The sequence below is a fragment of the Geothrix fermentans DSM 14018 genome (genome assembly GCF_000428885.1).
Lineage (GTDB): Bacteria > Acidobacteriota > Holophagae > Holophagales > Holophagaceae > Geothrix > Geothrix fermentans.
Genome location: NZ_AUAU01000009.1, coordinates 60,431 through 73,990 on the forward strand (window position 1 = coordinate 60,431; position 13,560 = coordinate 73,990).

Below are 13,560 nucleotides of genomic sequence, written 5' to 3' on the forward strand. Positions count from 1 at the left end.
CCCAGCTTGGTATGATCAGCAGTTCGCCCGGTCCCCGGGATGCAAGGAGCAAGTGTGGATCAAGTGCTCGACCTCATGGCCAAGGAGCTGAAGCTCCCCCGCGCCGGCGTGGCCGCCATCGTCGCATTGCTGGAGGAGGGCAACACGGTGCCCTTCATCTCCCGCTACCGCAAGGAGGCGACGGGATCGCTCGACGAAGTGGCCATCCGCGCCGTCGAAGACCGCAACGCCTACTACAAGGACCTGCTGGACCGCCGGAAGACGGTGCTGAAGTCCATCGAGGAGCAGGGCAAGCTCACGCCCGAGCTGAAGGCCAAGATCGAAGGCACCTGGGTGAAGGCCGAGTTGGAAGACCTCTACCTGCCCTATAAGCCCAAGAAGCGCACCAAGGCCACGGTGGCCCGGGAGCGGGGCCTGGAGCCCCTGCTTGACTCGCTGCTGGCGGACGAGAGCGGCGCCGATCCCTTCCTCATCGCCGAGCCCTTCATCAAGGATGAAGAGGGCCTCCGTTCCCCCTCCGAGTGCATGGAGGGCGCAGGCCACATCCTGGCCGAGCGCCTGGCAGAGGACGCGGAGATCCGCGCCTGGCTGCGCCTGGAGTTCCACGAGCACGGCATCCTCAAGTCCGAGATCCGCGAGGAGCGCAAGGCCGACCAGGCTGCGCTCCGCTTCAAGCCCTACTTCGACTTCTCCGAGCCCATCCGCAAGATCCCCAGCCACCGCCTGCTGGCCCTCCGCCGCGGCGAGAAGGAGGAGATCCTCACCGTGAAGCTCCTGGTGGAGCGCGAGAACCTGGTGAGCCAGCTCGTCTCCAAGGTGCAGGTGAACCCCGGCAGCGGCTACCGCCGCTTCCTGAACGAGGTGGCCGGCGACGCCTTCGACCGGCTGCTGGCCCCCACCATCGAATCCGAAGTGCGCTACGAGGCCAAGAAGAAGGCCGACGGCGAGGCCATCAAGGTCTTCCAGACCAACCTGGACCACCTGCTGCTGGCGCCGCCCGCGGGCCAGCGCTGCACCCTGGGCGTGGACCCCGGCATCCGCACGGGCTGCAAGCTGGTGGTCATCAACCGCCTGGGCCAGCTCGTCCAGAACGAGGTCATCTACCCCCTGGAGCCCAAGCGCGACCTGGAGGGCAGCCGCGCCATCCTCGAGAAGCTCTGCACCGAGAACCCCGTGGAGGCCATCGCCGTGGGCAACGGCACCGGCGGCCGAGAGGTGGAGGCCTTCATCCGCGAGTGGCTGAAGGAAACGAACCGCACGGGCCTGATCTGCGTGAGCGTGAGCGAGGCGGGCGCCTCGGTGTACTCCGCCAGCGACATCGCCCGGGAGGAGTTCCCGGAGCACGACGTCACCGTGCGCGGCGCCGTGAGCATCGCCCGGCGCTTCCAGGATCCCCTGGCCGAGCTGGTCAAGGTGGACCCCAAGAGCATCGGCGTGGGCCAGTACCAGCACGACGTGAACCAGACCGCGCTGAAGAAGGGCCTCGATGATGTGGTCGAGAGCTGTGTGAACCGCGTGGGCGTGGACCTCAACAGCGCCTCCTACAAGCTGCTGGCCTACGTGGCCGGCATCGGCGAGGGACTGGCGAAGAACATCGTGGCCCACCGCTTTGAGCACGGCGCCTTCAAGCGCCGGGAGCAGCTCCTGGAGGTCGGCCGCTTCGGCGCCAAGGCCTTCCAGCAGGCCGCGGGCTTCCTCCGCATCCCCGGTGGCGAGGATCCCCTGGACGCCTCCGCCGTGCACCCGGAGAGCTACCCCGTCGTGCAGCGCATCTGCCAGCTGGCGGGCAAGACCGTCCCCGAGCTCATCGGCAACGATGCGGTGCTGGACGCGCTGGATCCCAAGCTGCTCGTCGACGAGAAGTTCGGCGTGGAGACCGTGAAGGACATCCTGGCCGAGCTGAAGAAGCCCGGCCGCGATCCCCGCCACAAGTTCGAGGCCGTGCAGTTCCGCGAGGGCGTCAACAAGCCCAGCGACCTGGAAGTGGGCATGGAGCTCCAGGGCATCGTCACGAACGTCACCGACTTCGGCGCCTTCGTGGATGTCGGCGTCCACCAGGACGGCCTGGTGCACCTCTCCGAGATCGCCCACCGCTACGTGAAGAACCCCGCGGACGCCCTCAGCGTGGGCCAGGCCGTGAAGGTGAAGGTGCTGGCCGTGGATCTCGAGGCCAAGCGCATCGCCCTCTCCATCAAGGCGCTGCTGGCCGCCCCCGAGGGCGCCGACCGGCCCCAGTTCCACCATCGCCATCCGCAACAGGGCCGTCCCCAGGGCCGCGCCCAGGGCCAGGCTCAGGGAGGCCCCCGCCCACCGCGGCCCCAGGGCGCCCCCCAGGCCGGGGGCCGGCCCCAGGGCCCCCGCCCGCCCCGGCCCGAGGGCCAGCGGCCGCCGCGCCCCGAAGGCCCACGTCCCCCCCGGCCCCAGGAGGCCCGGCCTCTGCGGCCTGAGCGTGAGGCCCGCCCAGCCCAGCCCAAGCGGGAACCCGCGGTGCCGGCCACGGGCGCCTCGCTCTCGGACCTGATGGCCAAGTTCAACAAGGGGCCCCGCTGATGCGCCTGGCCCTGCGCCTGCTGACCCCGGTGGCCCTGCTGCTCTCCCTGGCCTGCCAGCCCCGCGCCGCCGCGCCGGTCTACGGCCCCTGGGAGGAGGGTCTCACCCTGGCCTTCGAGGATCCCTCCCGGCCCCAGCCCCAGCGCTCGGCGGACCGGCTGCAGGTGCGCGTGGCGAGATCCTCCATGGCGCCCGGCGCGCCCCGCCTCGTGCAGCTGGACCTCACCAGCCTCAACAGCCACATGAGCCTGATGGTCCGCCACCAGGACGGCGGCATCGCCCTCCTGGGCGACGATGGCCGCGTCCTGGCCCAGACGCTTCCCGCGGGATTCCCCGCCACCATGGCCTGGGAGGAGCGCGGCACCCGCTACCGCGTGGTGGGCCGCGCCACCTGGGAGGGGGCTGCCCTCCTGCCGGCCACCTCGGACCCCGTCGGCCTGTGGGTGGAGGCGCAGCCGTCCCAGGGGCCGCGCCGGCGCACGCTCTACCTGCCCAACCTCGGGGAGGTGGAGTCCCAGGAGGAGCGCGGCGGCGCCTGGGTGACCGTGAACCGGCTCGTGGCCCGCGGATTCGTGGACCTGCCCGCCGCCCCCCTCGACCGACGCCCCTGATCGACCCTTCCTGGAGCCGCCATGGCCGCCGAGACGACCGACAAGCCTGAAGAGACCGAAGTGGTCCTGCCCCCGGGCGCCGCCAAGGGCACCGTGCGGGACAACCTCGAGGTGATCTGCTTTGCCATGGTCCTGATCCTGTTCTTCAAGACCTTCGTGGGCCAGCAGTTCAAGATCCCCTCGGCCTCCATGCGCAACACGCTGATGATCGGCGACCACCTGCTGGCCAACAAGTTCATCTTCGCCCAGCCCCAGTGGGCCTGGGAGGAGACGCTGTTCCCCATGCGGAGCGTGAAGCGGGGCGACATCATCGTCTTCCGCTACCCCATCGACCGTGACCAGGACTACGTGAAGCGCTGCGTGGCCCTGGCGGGCGACACGGTGGAGATGCGCGACAAGCGCCTGTACGTGAACGGCAAGCAGGTCACGGGCCCCTTCGAGTTCCAGTTCGGCCGTGGCTCCGAAGGCCCCACGCCCGGGCCCTGGCCTCCGAGCCGCTACGCCGGCGAGGCCGAGCATCCCGTGGGGCTGTGGCGCCAGGCGGATCCGGAAGTCCTCGCGCTCCATGACCACAACCAGATGCAGTCCATGAACAGCCTCATCCAGGAGGGGTTCAAGGACAACCTGGGCCCCGTCACCGTGCCGCCAGGCCACATCTTCGCCATGGGCGACAACCGCGACAACAGCATGGACAGCCGCTACTGGGGCTTCCTCCCCGCCGACCACCTGCGGGGCCGGCCCTTCATGGTCTGGTGGAGCTTCCGCGAGGGCGACACGGACAACGACAACGGCCGCGTGCCCGAAGGCCCCGGCGACGTGGCCGCCGACTTCATCGACGCCGCCCGCCACTTCTTCACCCGCACCCGCTGGGAGCGGACCGGGACCATCCCCGAATAGCCCTGTGAAGGCGCCTGTCCTCCTGATGCTCCTGGCGGCCCTGCCCCTCTCCGCCTGGGGGGACAAGGGGCATCGCCTCGTCTGCACCCTGGCCCTGGAGGGCCTGCCGCCGGGCCCCCGCGCCTGGTACGCGGGGCGCGAGGCGGAGGTGGAGGAGCACGCCTCGGATCCCGACCACTGGCGCCAGGACCGCAAGGAAGGGCCTCGCCACTACTTCGACATGGAGCCCTACGGGGGCCCCGGCCACCTGCCCCGCACCCTCGGGGAGGCCCGGGCCCGGATCGGCGGGGACTACTACCGCAAGGGCGTGGTGCCCTGGATCATCCAGGACCGCTGGCGGGATCTGGTGGAGGCCTTCCGCTCCGGCGACGGGGCCCGGGTGGCCCTGGCCACCTCGATCCTGAGCCACTACGTCGCCGACGCTCACGTGCCCCTGCACACCACCGAGAACCACGACGGCCAACTCACGGATCAGCGGGGGATCCACAGCCGCTGGGAAACGGGGCTGGTCGAGCGGTTCATCCGGCCCGGGGACCTCGAAGCCATGCCCGCCGAGGCCGACCCGGCCTTTCCGGATCACACCTGGGATTGGCTCCGGGCCTCCCATGCCCTGGTGCCTCGCCTCCTGGAGGACGACCGCAAAGCGGACCGTACCACCCCCCGGGGGAAAGGCGGAAAGCGGCGCACCCAGGCCTACTGGGCGATCTTCTGGGCCAAGCAGGGTCCCGTGGTGAAGCAGCAGTTGCAGCTCGCGGGGCGGCACCTCGGAGACGCGATCCTCAACGCGTGGATCGAGGCGGGCAAGCCCAGCCAAGTTGAATTCATGAAACCGTAGGCGGTTCCTTCACCGGTGATCCACCTGCTGGTTTGCCCAATCAGGGTGTGTTTTAGAATTCCCGCGAGCCGCGACGGCGGCCAGCCGCGTGATCCAGCAGATATCAGTTTGTCTCGTGTATCGCCGAAGGCGATACCGAGAAGGAAGCGCGCACAGGGCGATGCGGGATATCCTCCAACCGCGGTGGCGCAGCTGGGCGCGCGGCTGGGCACCGTCCCTCCGGGCTGAGGCGGCGGGGAGGCTCCACCTCCGCGAGCTTGCGAGCGGGAGCCACGCATCGCGTGGCGTCAGGTGGAGGGCCTGGCGTCGTCCAGGGCCTCGACATGAACCACCATGCCTGCGGGCCCTGTCCTAGCCATGCTCGCCCGGCACTCCCAGCGCGGCTCGTGCGAATTCTAAAACACACTCTCAGTCCTTCTTTGAGCGCTGGGTCTTCTTCCGTGCCGGCGGAGTGGCTGGGCCGGTTGTCGAGGCTTCTCCAAGTGCCAGCACGGCGTCATGGGCGGCCTCGGCGATTTCATTGGCGACCTTCTCACCACGCACCGCTCTGGAAAGGATCACTCCGCCCGTAAGCATGGCCAGAAGGGCCCATGAACGTTGCTTCCGTTCCTGCTCACCGAGACCCGGAAAACCGAGCTGCATTGCCGCAGCGATCCGCTCAAGGCCTACCTGGTAGACCGTACGGACTTCGTCGGTTGATCGAATCACTTCGGCGGAAAGCCCTGGAACGACACAGCTGCCGGCCAGATTGGCGCGGTGCTCAAGGCCGAGGTAGTAGTCCGTCAATGCGGTGAGCCACTCGTCTCCGCCCTCGGCCTGGAAGGTCTCAATCCCGCGCCGGAAGTCCTCCAGGCCCGCTACGACTGCGGCCTCGAAGGCGGCCGTCTTCGACGGAAAATGCTTATAGAACGCACCGGAAGTCACCCCGGCTTCCTTAGCCAATCCATCGACCCCGGTCCCACCGAAGCCGCCCAGACGGAATTCGCGCGCAGCCGCAGCGAGGATATTCGCGGCGGTTTGCTCTTTCTGCTCCGGCTTGTAACGCATGGAGTGCTCCCATCAAAAAACTTCCTTCAGTGTACTTGACAGGATAACGATCGTCATCCATCATTCGATCACGATCGTTATCCAATGATCGCTCGAGCCATCCACACCCCTTTCTTTTGACCGCGGGAGTAGCCATGCAGACCTCTTAGACCGTGGTTCCCATCCGTAGAGTGTCTATTCACCTTTCCAATCCCCCATCTGACGAGTTGAACTCGCCGCACGAGCGGCAAGTTCAACCTAATCCACAGGAGTTTTGACATGCCGCTCACGCTCACCCTCACCGAGGGCGTTTTGCCCAAGGGAACTGAAAAACAAGCCATTGCTCGAATCACTGAAGCATTCCTGAAGCATCACGGTTTGGCCGGCAACAAGACGATGGCGGCCAACATCACCGCCACCGTCCATGTGTTGCCGAAGGAATTGACTTTCTCTGGCGGCAAAGAATTCTCCGGAGCTTGGGTTGAATGGAAAGTGCCATCATTTGCGCTTGCCGACCGAAAAGTTCAGCAAGGCTTCTTTGCTGACGCGACCAACATCATTCATGAGCTCTCTGGCCACAAACAACCGCTGGACAATATTTATGTCAACGTCCTCCATGCTGTCGATGGCGGTTGGAATTTCAATGGTCTGGCAATGACCAACACCGAGATCAAGGCTGCGATTAGCAAGGGCTAGTCAAATTGCTCAACCTTAAGCAACGGTGACTGGACCGCTGCAATAAAACAGTTACATCAATGACTGGAGCGAGAAATGAAAAACTACGTCATGGTCCACGGCGCATGGGGCGAAGGGTCGGAATTTGACGAGGTAAAGAAGTTGCTTCGCGCGGATGGAAGCAAAGTCTTCACACCGGACCTGCCTGGGCATGGGAACAACTTCAGGCCGATCAACAAGGTCACCATGGATGCGTATGTCGAAAGGGTGGCTGACGCCGTCAATGATGTTGATGGAAAGGCGATTCTCGTGGGACATTCCCTGGCAGGGATGATCATCTCGCAAGTGGCTGAAAGCATTCCTCAGAAGATTGAGCGACTTGTCTATGTCTGTGCAATGCTTCCGAAGAACGGCGATACGGCTATGGGTCTGATGCAAAGCGACAAGGACGGTCAACTGCTATCGAAGCTGGTCCTTTCTGAGTGCCAAACCTATGCAACACTCAGGGCGGAAGACATCCGTGAAATTTTGCTGCATGACGCCGATGACGCGCACATCGGTGAAATGATTCCCAAGCTTTCCATGAAACAAGCGACACAACCGTTTATGGCGGCGGTTCAGCTAAGCGCCGCCAATTTCGGATCGGTTCGCAAGCACTACGTGCGCGCGAGTTTAGATAAGGTGCTTTCACCATCACTGCAAGATGAAATGATCGCCAATTGGAAGGTGGATCAGGTGTCTACGTTGGCATCCGGCCATTTTCCGATGACATCAATAGCTAGTAGCCTATTTGAAGTGATTAGGAAGTAAGGCATTCGAAGCCGAGGCTCGGTGGGCGGCACGTCAAGGCCCACCGAGCCGAAACGGCATTGGAACGTCAATGGCAAATCAAATCACCATGTCCGGTGGGTCTGAGACGTTGTTTACATAGACGCTCACTGCGCTCTCCAAAGCTGCGGGACAAAGCCGACACGCACACCGCAAGTCGATGGATAGAACCATCAGCACGGCTCGACGTGCGGGCCTAAGGCAACCTCGAAAAGGAAGGAAACGCCATGTCTGAAACTCTCTCGAAGCCCTCGGTCCTGTTTGTGTTGACCAACGCGGCTGTGATCGGGCCGAATGCCCGACCCACCGGTTATGAGTTCTCGGAAGTCGCCAACCCGTACGACGAATTCGTGAGGCGCGGGTGGAACATCGACTTCGCTAGCCCCGAGGGAGGCCGTCCGCCTGAAGATGGGTACGACGCGAGCGACCCTGTCAGCGTTGCATTCCGGAAGGGCGACGGGTTCGTCCGGCTAGGCAAGAGCCTCGTGTTGTCGGAGGTCGATCCAACGGAGTACGATGCGGTCTTCTTTCCTGGGGGCCTTGGCCCGATGGTGGACATGGCGGCGTCACCGCTCGTGAAAACAGTCATTGCACGCGCCTATGACAGTGGGCGGGTGGTAGGGGCAGTCTGCCACGGGCCGGTCGCCTTGCTGGGTGTGACGCGCGCCAACGGCGAGTCGCTCCTGAAAGGGAAGCGTGTCACCTCCTTCACGACGGCTGAAGAGGAAGGACATTCAAGAGAGGACGTGCCCTTCATGCTCGATGATGCGCTCCGAGAGGAAGGGGCCATCCATTCGCACGCACAGCCATTTGAAGGTCACGTGGTCCAGGACGGACGACTCGTGACTGGCCAAAACCCGGCATCTGCGAGGAGAGTAGCGACTGTCATCGCAGACCTGGTGACAGGCGACAGGAAGCACCTGCAGCGTTGAACCTTCAGATTTCAGCAGATGCGGACGAGGGGATTCTATTTCCCCTCCATCCACCTCTTCCGCTCCAGCCAGACCTGCTCGTCCTTGCCCTGGGGATCCCGGCCCCGCCAGTGGAGCTTCCTGGGGCCGGCGGCATCCTTCTTCAGGACGGCCACGCCGGGGCCTTCGCCCTGGCGGAGGAGGCGCAGCAGGGCCTCGACGCTGGCCACCTGGGGCAGGAAGGGCAGCGGCAGTTCCGCCAGGGTGGCGGCCCGCTGATCGATCTTCTGGCGGGGGACCCGGAGGTGGTAGCCGGAGGCGCGGTCGCCCTCCAGGAGCATCAGTCGCTCCCCGAGGCCGTGCAGCTCCGCCACCAGGCGGCCGGAGCCGGGCTCCATGAGCAGGTTCAGGGTGCCGACGCCCTCACCGCTGGCCCCGGAGTAGCCCCAGCCGTACTGGGCCCGCACAGGTGCGGCCGGGGCGGGCGCCACGTCCGCGGGAGGGGTCTGGAAAGGCATCATGGTCAGTCCTCGTCGTCGTCATCGGGGGCGGCATCCGGCACGGAACCCGGCACCTCGACGGCCTTCTGGGCCTGTTCCTTGGCCAGGCGCACCCGGAGCTCGCCCAGCCGCTTCTCCAGGGCGGGGCGGTCCGGGAAGACGAAGGCCAGCGCGCGCTCCCACTGCTCGGCGGCTTCCGCCAGCTTGCCCTGCTTCTCCAGCACCTCGCCCAAGTGCTTGCGCACTTCCGGGCTGAAGGGGCTCAGCTCCGCGGCGCGGCGGAGGGTGGCCTCGGCCTCGGCCAGCTTCCCCAGCTTGAACTGGGCCCACCCCAGGCTGTCCACCACGTTGCCGTTGTCCGGCGTGGCCTTGGCGCTGGCCTCGATGAGGGCGGCGGCCTCCTCCAGGTCCTTGCCCTGCTCCAGCAGGAGGTAGCCCAGGTTGTTCTGGACCATGGGATTGCCCGGGCTGGCCTTCTGGGCCTCGCGGAGCACCCGCAGGGATTCGTCGGCGCGCCCCAGCTGGTCGTAGGCGCTGCTCTGCATGATCAGGAAGTCCACGTTGCGGATCGGCCCCAGGGTCCGGGCCCGCTCAAGCGCCACCAGGCACTTGTCCCAGCGCCGGAACTCGGACCAGATGGCCGCCATGCCCTCCAGGTGCAGCTGTTCCAGGGCGGCGCGGGTCTCCTTCCGCGCGAAGAAGCGGTATTCCAGGTACTCGGGCGGAAGCTCCGCGGCCTGCTGGAAGAAGGGCACCTTGGGGAAGCGCGCGATGCCCTCCTTGAGGGCCGCCAGGGCGCTCTTCCAGTCGTTGCGGCTGATGAGGGCCTGGCAGGTGAACACCTGCAGCTCGCCGGCCACCTGGGGGCGGCCGGGATGCTCTTTCAGGAAGGCCAGCAGCGCGCCGCCCTTGCCTTCGAGCAGCAGCGTCTCGGCGTACAGCGCCTGGGCCCCATCGGCGATCAGGTCGTCCTGGATCTTCCCGGCGAGCAGGCCGGCCAGCCGGGTCTCGGCCTCCTGGAACCGGCCCAGGTTCATGAGGGCGCGGGCCGTGTTGAAGGCCGTCCGGGGCGTCACCTTCAGGGCCTCCGCCCGCTTCAGGCTCTCCAGGGCCTCCTCGAACCGCGAGGTCTGGAGCCGCACCAGGGCCACGTTCTCCCAGAGCCCCGGCTCCTGCGGCAGGTGCTGGGCCAGGAGCAGGAAACTCTCCTCCGCGTGGGCCAGGTAGCCGGCCTGGATCTGGTCCCGGGCCAGCTCCTCCAGCATGCGGAGGTGGCGCTCGTCGGGGTTCCGGGCATTGAGGGCCAGCACGGACTCCCGCCGGCCCTCGTAGTTCTGGAGGGCCCGGGCGTGGATGACGGCCCGTTCCCAGGCCCCCAGGAAGCTGGGGCGGAGGCGGCCCAGGTGCAGCCAGGCGTTCAGGGCCCCCTCGCCATCCTTCCTGCGCTCGGACACCTCGCCCAGCCGGGCCCACAGTTCGGGATCCTGGGGCAGCAGGGCCGCGGCCGTCCGCAGCTCGCGGGCCGCCTCCGGCGCCAGGGCCTCGTCCTTCTGGAAGAGCTGGTACAGGAGCAGGCCCAGGTGGGCGCGGGCCTCGGCGTTCCGGGGCGCCAGCGCCACGGCCTTGCGGGCCGGGGCCAGGGCGCCCTGGGGGTCCTGGGCCTCCTGGAGGGACTCCGAGAGCCGGAGGTGGACCTCCGCGCTCTCCGGCACCAGCGTCGCCACCCGCCTGTAGATGGCGGCGGCGGCGACGGGGTCCGAGCCTCCCCCGCGGATCTGCAGGGCCCGGGCCTGCAGCATCAGCGCCCGGGCGTCCTCCGGGGGGGCGGCCGCCAGGTTCGCTGCTAGGTTCGCCGCCAGGAGGGCGGCCAGGAGGGGATGCCGGAGGTCAGGCACGGGAGGCCTCCCGCTCAAGCAGATCGATGAGGCGGGCATGGGGGGATTCCCAGGCCCCGGGGGGCAGCGTGCGCTGGATGGCGGGTTCGCCGAAGCGCGGGAGGATGCAGTGGATCTCCGTGGCCGGAGCGTCCTCGGCGGCCCCCGGGACGTGCTTGGCCTTCTTGTCCCGGAGCAGCAGGGGCAGGCAGGCCGGCCAGGGGGCGACCAGCGGCGCCAGCGGTGCGAGCCGCCGGGCCAGGGTTTCCAGGAAGGCGGCGGGGAAGGCCTTCAGACCCAGTTCCTCCGACAGCAGGCAGGAGCCCAGCAGCCCCAGTCCCACCGCCTCCCCGTGGAGCAGGCCGTAGCCCGAGCCGGCCTCCAGGGCGTGGCCCAGGGTGTGGCCCAGGTTCAGGAGCCGCCGCTCGCCGGCCTCCCGGGGATCGCGATGCACCACGCCGGCCTTGTAGGCCAGGGCCCGCTCCACCCAGGCGAACCGCACGGGCCCGTCCTGGAGCATCTCCGTGGCCCAGGCGGTCTCACCCTGGATGAGGGCGGTCTTCACGAGTTCCCAGCGGCCGTTCTCCAGGTGCCGGACGGGGAGAGTCTCCAGAAAGGAGGTGCAGGCCACCAGGCGGCGCGGCGCATGGAAGGCGCCCACCAGGTTCTTGCCCGCGGCCAGGTCCACGCCGGTCTTGCCGCCCAGGGCCGCGTCCGCCATGGCCAGCAGTGAGGTGGGCCACACCTGCCAGGCGACGCCCCGCAGGTAGAGGGCCGAGGCCAGGCCTGCCATATCCGAGAGGACGCCGCCGCCCAGGGCGACCACCGTGGCGTCCCGGTGCAGGGGCACGCGGGCCCAGTGCTCCAGCCAGGGGAGGATGGTCCGGAGCTTCTTCTCCTCCTCGGACACGGAGATCCAGAGGGCGTGGCTGGGTTCCGGCAGGCCAGCGCCGGTCCAGGCCTCGCGCAGGCGGACGTCGCCCACCAGGGTCCAGGGCCCCTCGGGCAGCAGCACGGGATCCGGCGTCTCCTGGACGAAGACCTCGGTGGCGAATCCGGTGGGCGTGGCGAGCCTCATGAGCGGCCTTTCAGCGTGGCCTCGGCCTGCATGGTCTGGTCTCCCCGGAGCCATTGGACCACGGCCTTGTCGCCGGGTTTGTGGGCACCGAGGGCGTCCATGAAATCGTAGATGTTCTTCACGGCCCTGCCACCGAACCGGATGATGATGTCGCCGGCCTGGAGCCCCATGGCCTCGGCCGTGGAACCGCGGGTCACACCGTTGATGCGGAAGCCCTTCGGGTTGTCCGCGTAGTCCGGCAGCGTGCCGAAGGCCACCCGCATGGGGCCCCCGTTGCCCCGCATCACGATCTTGGCGGTCTCGGGGTCGAAGGCGGGCACCGTCTCGGCGTCGGCCAGGTCCAGGGCCAGGGTCCGCCCATAGGCCGCCAGCTTCGCCAGGCCCGCGAAGTTGATGCGGTCCGCGGTGTCCGTGGGGCGGTGGTACTCGCCGTGGATCCCCGTGAAGAAGAAGAAGGTGGGGATCTTCGCCTGGGAGAAGCTCATGTGGTCCGAGCCGCCCACGGCCGCGCCCACGTCGGCGCTGATGGAGAAGTCCGCGGGCGCCAGCTTCTTCGCGGCCTCCAGGGCGGACTTCGGCGCCCCCAGGCCGCCCATCAGCAGCTTCGGGGCGGCGGGATCCAGGCGGCCCACCATGTCGAAGTTGAGCATGAACTTCACGGATTCCAGGGGATGGGTGGGGTGCTGGATCCAGTGGCTGGAGCCCAGCAGGCCCTCCTCCTCGCCCCCAAAGTGCATGAGCAGGATGGAGCGCCGGGGCCGGGCCTCCTTCAGTTCCCGCCCCAGCTCCACCACCAGGGCGGCGCCCGAGGCGTTGTCGTCGGCGCCGGGATGCACCTGTCCCCGGGCTTCGGCGCCGCCCAGGCTGTGGCGCTCGCCCAGGCCCAGGTGGTCCAGGTGCGCGCCGAGGACGATGTATTCCTTCCGCAGCTGGGGATCGCGGCCGGGGATCAGGGCCACCACGTTGGGCACCTGGGCCTCCTCCCGGTGCAGCTTCAGCTTCAGGGTGAGGGTGGTCCAGGGGGCGTAGATGAAGTCCTGGCTGGCGGGCTTCCCCGTGTCCCGGATGGCCTTGAGCCGGGCCTGGAGGTCTCCGCAGGCGTCCCCGAGGGCGCCCACCGAGAGGCTGAGCACCGGGATGTCCAGCTTCACGGGGCCCTCCTCTCGCTGCAGGGGCCGGGCGGGGCCGTCCTCCAGCACCAGCACCGCGGCGGCCCGCTCGGTCTCCAGCCGCTTCACCCGGGCCAGCAGGCTCCGCTCGCCCCGGGGCAGGTGGGCGAAGCCGTCCGTATCCGGCAGGGTCCGGGCGATGACCACCACGCGGTCCTTCACCTCCATGCCCGCGAAATCGTCGTAGCCCCCGGGGACCCGGACCCCGTGGCCGAGGAAGACCAGGGGCTTCCGCCGGAAGTCCGCGTCCCCGCTGAAGCCGACAGCCTCCACGTCCCGGCCCCAGACGAGCGGCCGCTCCTCCTCGCCGTGGGTCAGCAGGGCGCCCTGCTCCTCCCGCGCCACCTTCGCGATGAAGGGGAAGCGCTGGATCTCGGCCTTCAGGCCCAGGGCCTTCCACTCCCGTAGGATGTGGGCGGCCGCCCGGTCCAGTTCCGGGTAGCCGTTGCCCCGGCCCTTGAGCTCCGGCGAGGCCAGGAACGCCACGTCCCGGCGAAGCCGGCCCTCGGCCGCGGACCCGGACGGCGGCACCTGCGCCACGAGGGCGGCGGCAAGGAAGGCGGAAATCCAGGGGCCCATGTCGTCTCCAGGCTCTCTCTACTGTAG

At 67.8% G+C, this 13,560-nt stretch carries 12 protein-coding genes; 7 read left to right on the top strand and 5 right to left on the bottom strand.

Annotated elements, in window-relative coordinates:
• The first annotated feature begins 39 nt into the window (after window positions 1-39).
• Genes G398_RS16080 through G398_RS19260 form a run of 4 tightly spaced genes read left to right on the top strand, consistent with a single transcriptional unit; the run spans window position 40 to window position 4,893 of the window.
• Window positions 40-2,550: a Tex family protein gene (locus tag G398_RS16080; RefSeq protein ID WP_425402677.1), complete on the top strand. Its 2,511-nt coding sequence runs from the start codon at window positions 40-42 to the stop codon at window positions 2,548-2,550.
• Window positions 2,550-3,161, top strand: a complete 612-nt coding sequence (locus tag G398_RS16085; protein WP_043483482.1) for a hypothetical protein — start codon at window positions 2,550-2,552, stop codon at window positions 3,159-3,161. Before G398_RS16080 ends, G398_RS16085 begins: the two co-directional genes overlap by 1 nt.
• Before the next feature lie 21 nt (window positions 3,162-3,182).
• The gene (gene lepB, locus G398_RS16090; RefSeq protein WP_052571374.1) at window positions 3,183-4,058 is read left to right on the top strand and encodes a signal peptidase I; all 876 of its coding nucleotides are present in this window, start codon (window positions 3,183-3,185) and stop codon (window positions 4,056-4,058) included.
• A gap of 4 nt (window positions 4,059-4,062) precedes the next feature.
• A complete protein-coding gene (locus G398_RS19260; protein WP_052571376.1) occupies window positions 4,063-4,893 on the top strand; it encodes a S1/P1 nuclease in 831 nt (276 codons plus the stop codon).
• Window positions 4,894-5,301: 408 nt separating this feature from the next.
• Here G398_RS19260 and G398_RS16100 read toward each other — a convergent pair whose 3' ends face one another.
• Window positions 5,302-5,940 (bottom strand): TetR/AcrR family transcriptional regulator, encoded by a 639-nt coding sequence (locus tag G398_RS16100; protein ID WP_052571378.1) that lies wholly within the window; start codon window positions 5,938-5,940, stop codon window positions 5,302-5,304.
• A 258-nt stretch (window positions 5,941-6,198) separates the two neighbouring features.
• Here G398_RS16100 and G398_RS0103875 point away from each other — a divergent pair, with 258 nt between their 5' ends.
• From G398_RS0103875 to G398_RS0103885, 3 genes are all read left to right on the top strand, one after another.
• The gene (locus tag G398_RS0103875) at window positions 6,199-6,615 is read left to right on the top strand and encodes a hypothetical protein (protein WP_026852611.1); all 417 of its coding nucleotides are present in this window, start codon (window positions 6,199-6,201) and stop codon (window positions 6,613-6,615) included.
• Between the two features lie 75 nt (window positions 6,616-6,690).
• Entirely contained in the window at window positions 6,691-7,404 is a 714-nt protein-coding gene (locus G398_RS0103880) for an alpha/beta fold hydrolase (protein ID WP_026852612.1), read from the top strand.
• Window positions 7,405-7,649: 245 nt separating this feature from the next.
• Window positions 7,650-8,354: a type 1 glutamine amidotransferase domain-containing protein gene (locus tag G398_RS0103885; RefSeq protein WP_026852613.1), complete on the top strand. Its 705-nt coding sequence runs from the start codon at window positions 7,650-7,652 to the stop codon at window positions 8,352-8,354.
• 35 nt (window positions 8,355-8,389) lie between these two features.
• Here the strand turns inward: G398_RS0103885 and G398_RS0103890 are convergent, their stop codons facing one another.
• The 4 genes from G398_RS0103890 to G398_RS0103905 are packed head-to-tail and all read right to left on the bottom strand — an operon-like array spanning window position 8,390 to window position 13,533.
• Entirely contained in the window at window positions 8,390-8,854 is a 465-nt protein-coding gene (locus G398_RS0103890) for a hypothetical protein (protein ID WP_026852614.1), read from the bottom strand.
• Between the two features lie 2 nt (window positions 8,855-8,856).
• A complete protein-coding gene (locus G398_RS21865) occupies window positions 8,857-10,728 on the bottom strand; it encodes a tetratricopeptide repeat protein (protein ID WP_026852615.1) in 1,872 nt (623 codons plus the stop codon).
• Window positions 10,721-11,785, bottom strand: a complete 1,065-nt coding sequence (locus G398_RS19265; protein WP_052571379.1) for a 3-dehydroquinate synthase — start codon at window positions 11,783-11,785, stop codon at window positions 10,721-10,723. The genes G398_RS21865 and G398_RS19265 overlap by 8 nt, the downstream gene beginning before the upstream one ends.
• Complete coding sequence (locus tag G398_RS0103905) at window positions 11,782-13,533, bottom strand: M28 family peptidase (protein ID WP_026852616.1); 1,752 nt, start codon at window positions 13,531-13,533, stop codon at window positions 11,782-11,784. Before G398_RS0103905 ends, G398_RS19265 begins: the two co-directional genes overlap by 4 nt.
• Window positions 13,534-13,560 lie beyond the last annotated feature (27 nt).

Bases quoted from the DNA above. Each gene is read 5' to 3' on its own strand.
- G398_RS19265 (WP_052571379.1), bottom strand. From the start codon at position 11,785: ATGAGGCTCGCCACGCCCACCGGATTCGCCACCGAGGTCTTCGTCCAG.
- G398_RS16100 (WP_052571378.1), bottom strand. From the start codon at position 5,940: ATGCGTTACAAGCCGGAGCAGAAAGAGCAAACCGCCGCGAATATCCTC.
- G398_RS0103880 (WP_026852612.1), top strand. From the start codon at position 6,691: ATGAAAAACTACGTCATGGTCCACGGCGCATGGGGCGAAGGGTCGGAA.
- G398_RS16080 (WP_425402677.1), top strand. From the start codon at position 40: ATGCAAGGAGCAAGTGTGGATCAAGTGCTCGACCTCATGGCCAAGGAG.
- G398_RS0103890 (WP_026852614.1), bottom strand. From the start codon at position 8,854: ATGATGCCTTTCCAGACCCCTCCCGCGGACGTGGCGCCCGCCCCGGCC.
- G398_RS16085 (WP_043483482.1), top strand. From the start codon at position 2,550: ATGCGCCTGGCCCTGCGCCTGCTGACCCCGGTGGCCCTGCTGCTCTCC.
- G398_RS0103885 (WP_026852613.1), top strand. From the start codon at position 7,650: ATGTCTGAAACTCTCTCGAAGCCCTCGGTCCTGTTTGTGTTGACCAAC.
- lepB (WP_052571374.1), top strand. From the start codon at position 3,183: ATGGCCGCCGAGACGACCGACAAGCCTGAAGAGACCGAAGTGGTCCTG.
- G398_RS0103875 (WP_026852611.1), top strand. From the start codon at position 6,199: ATGCCGCTCACGCTCACCCTCACCGAGGGCGTTTTGCCCAAGGGAACT.
- G398_RS0103905 (WP_026852616.1), bottom strand. From the start codon at position 13,533: ATGGGCCCCTGGATTTCCGCCTTCCTTGCCGCCGCCCTCGTGGCGCAG.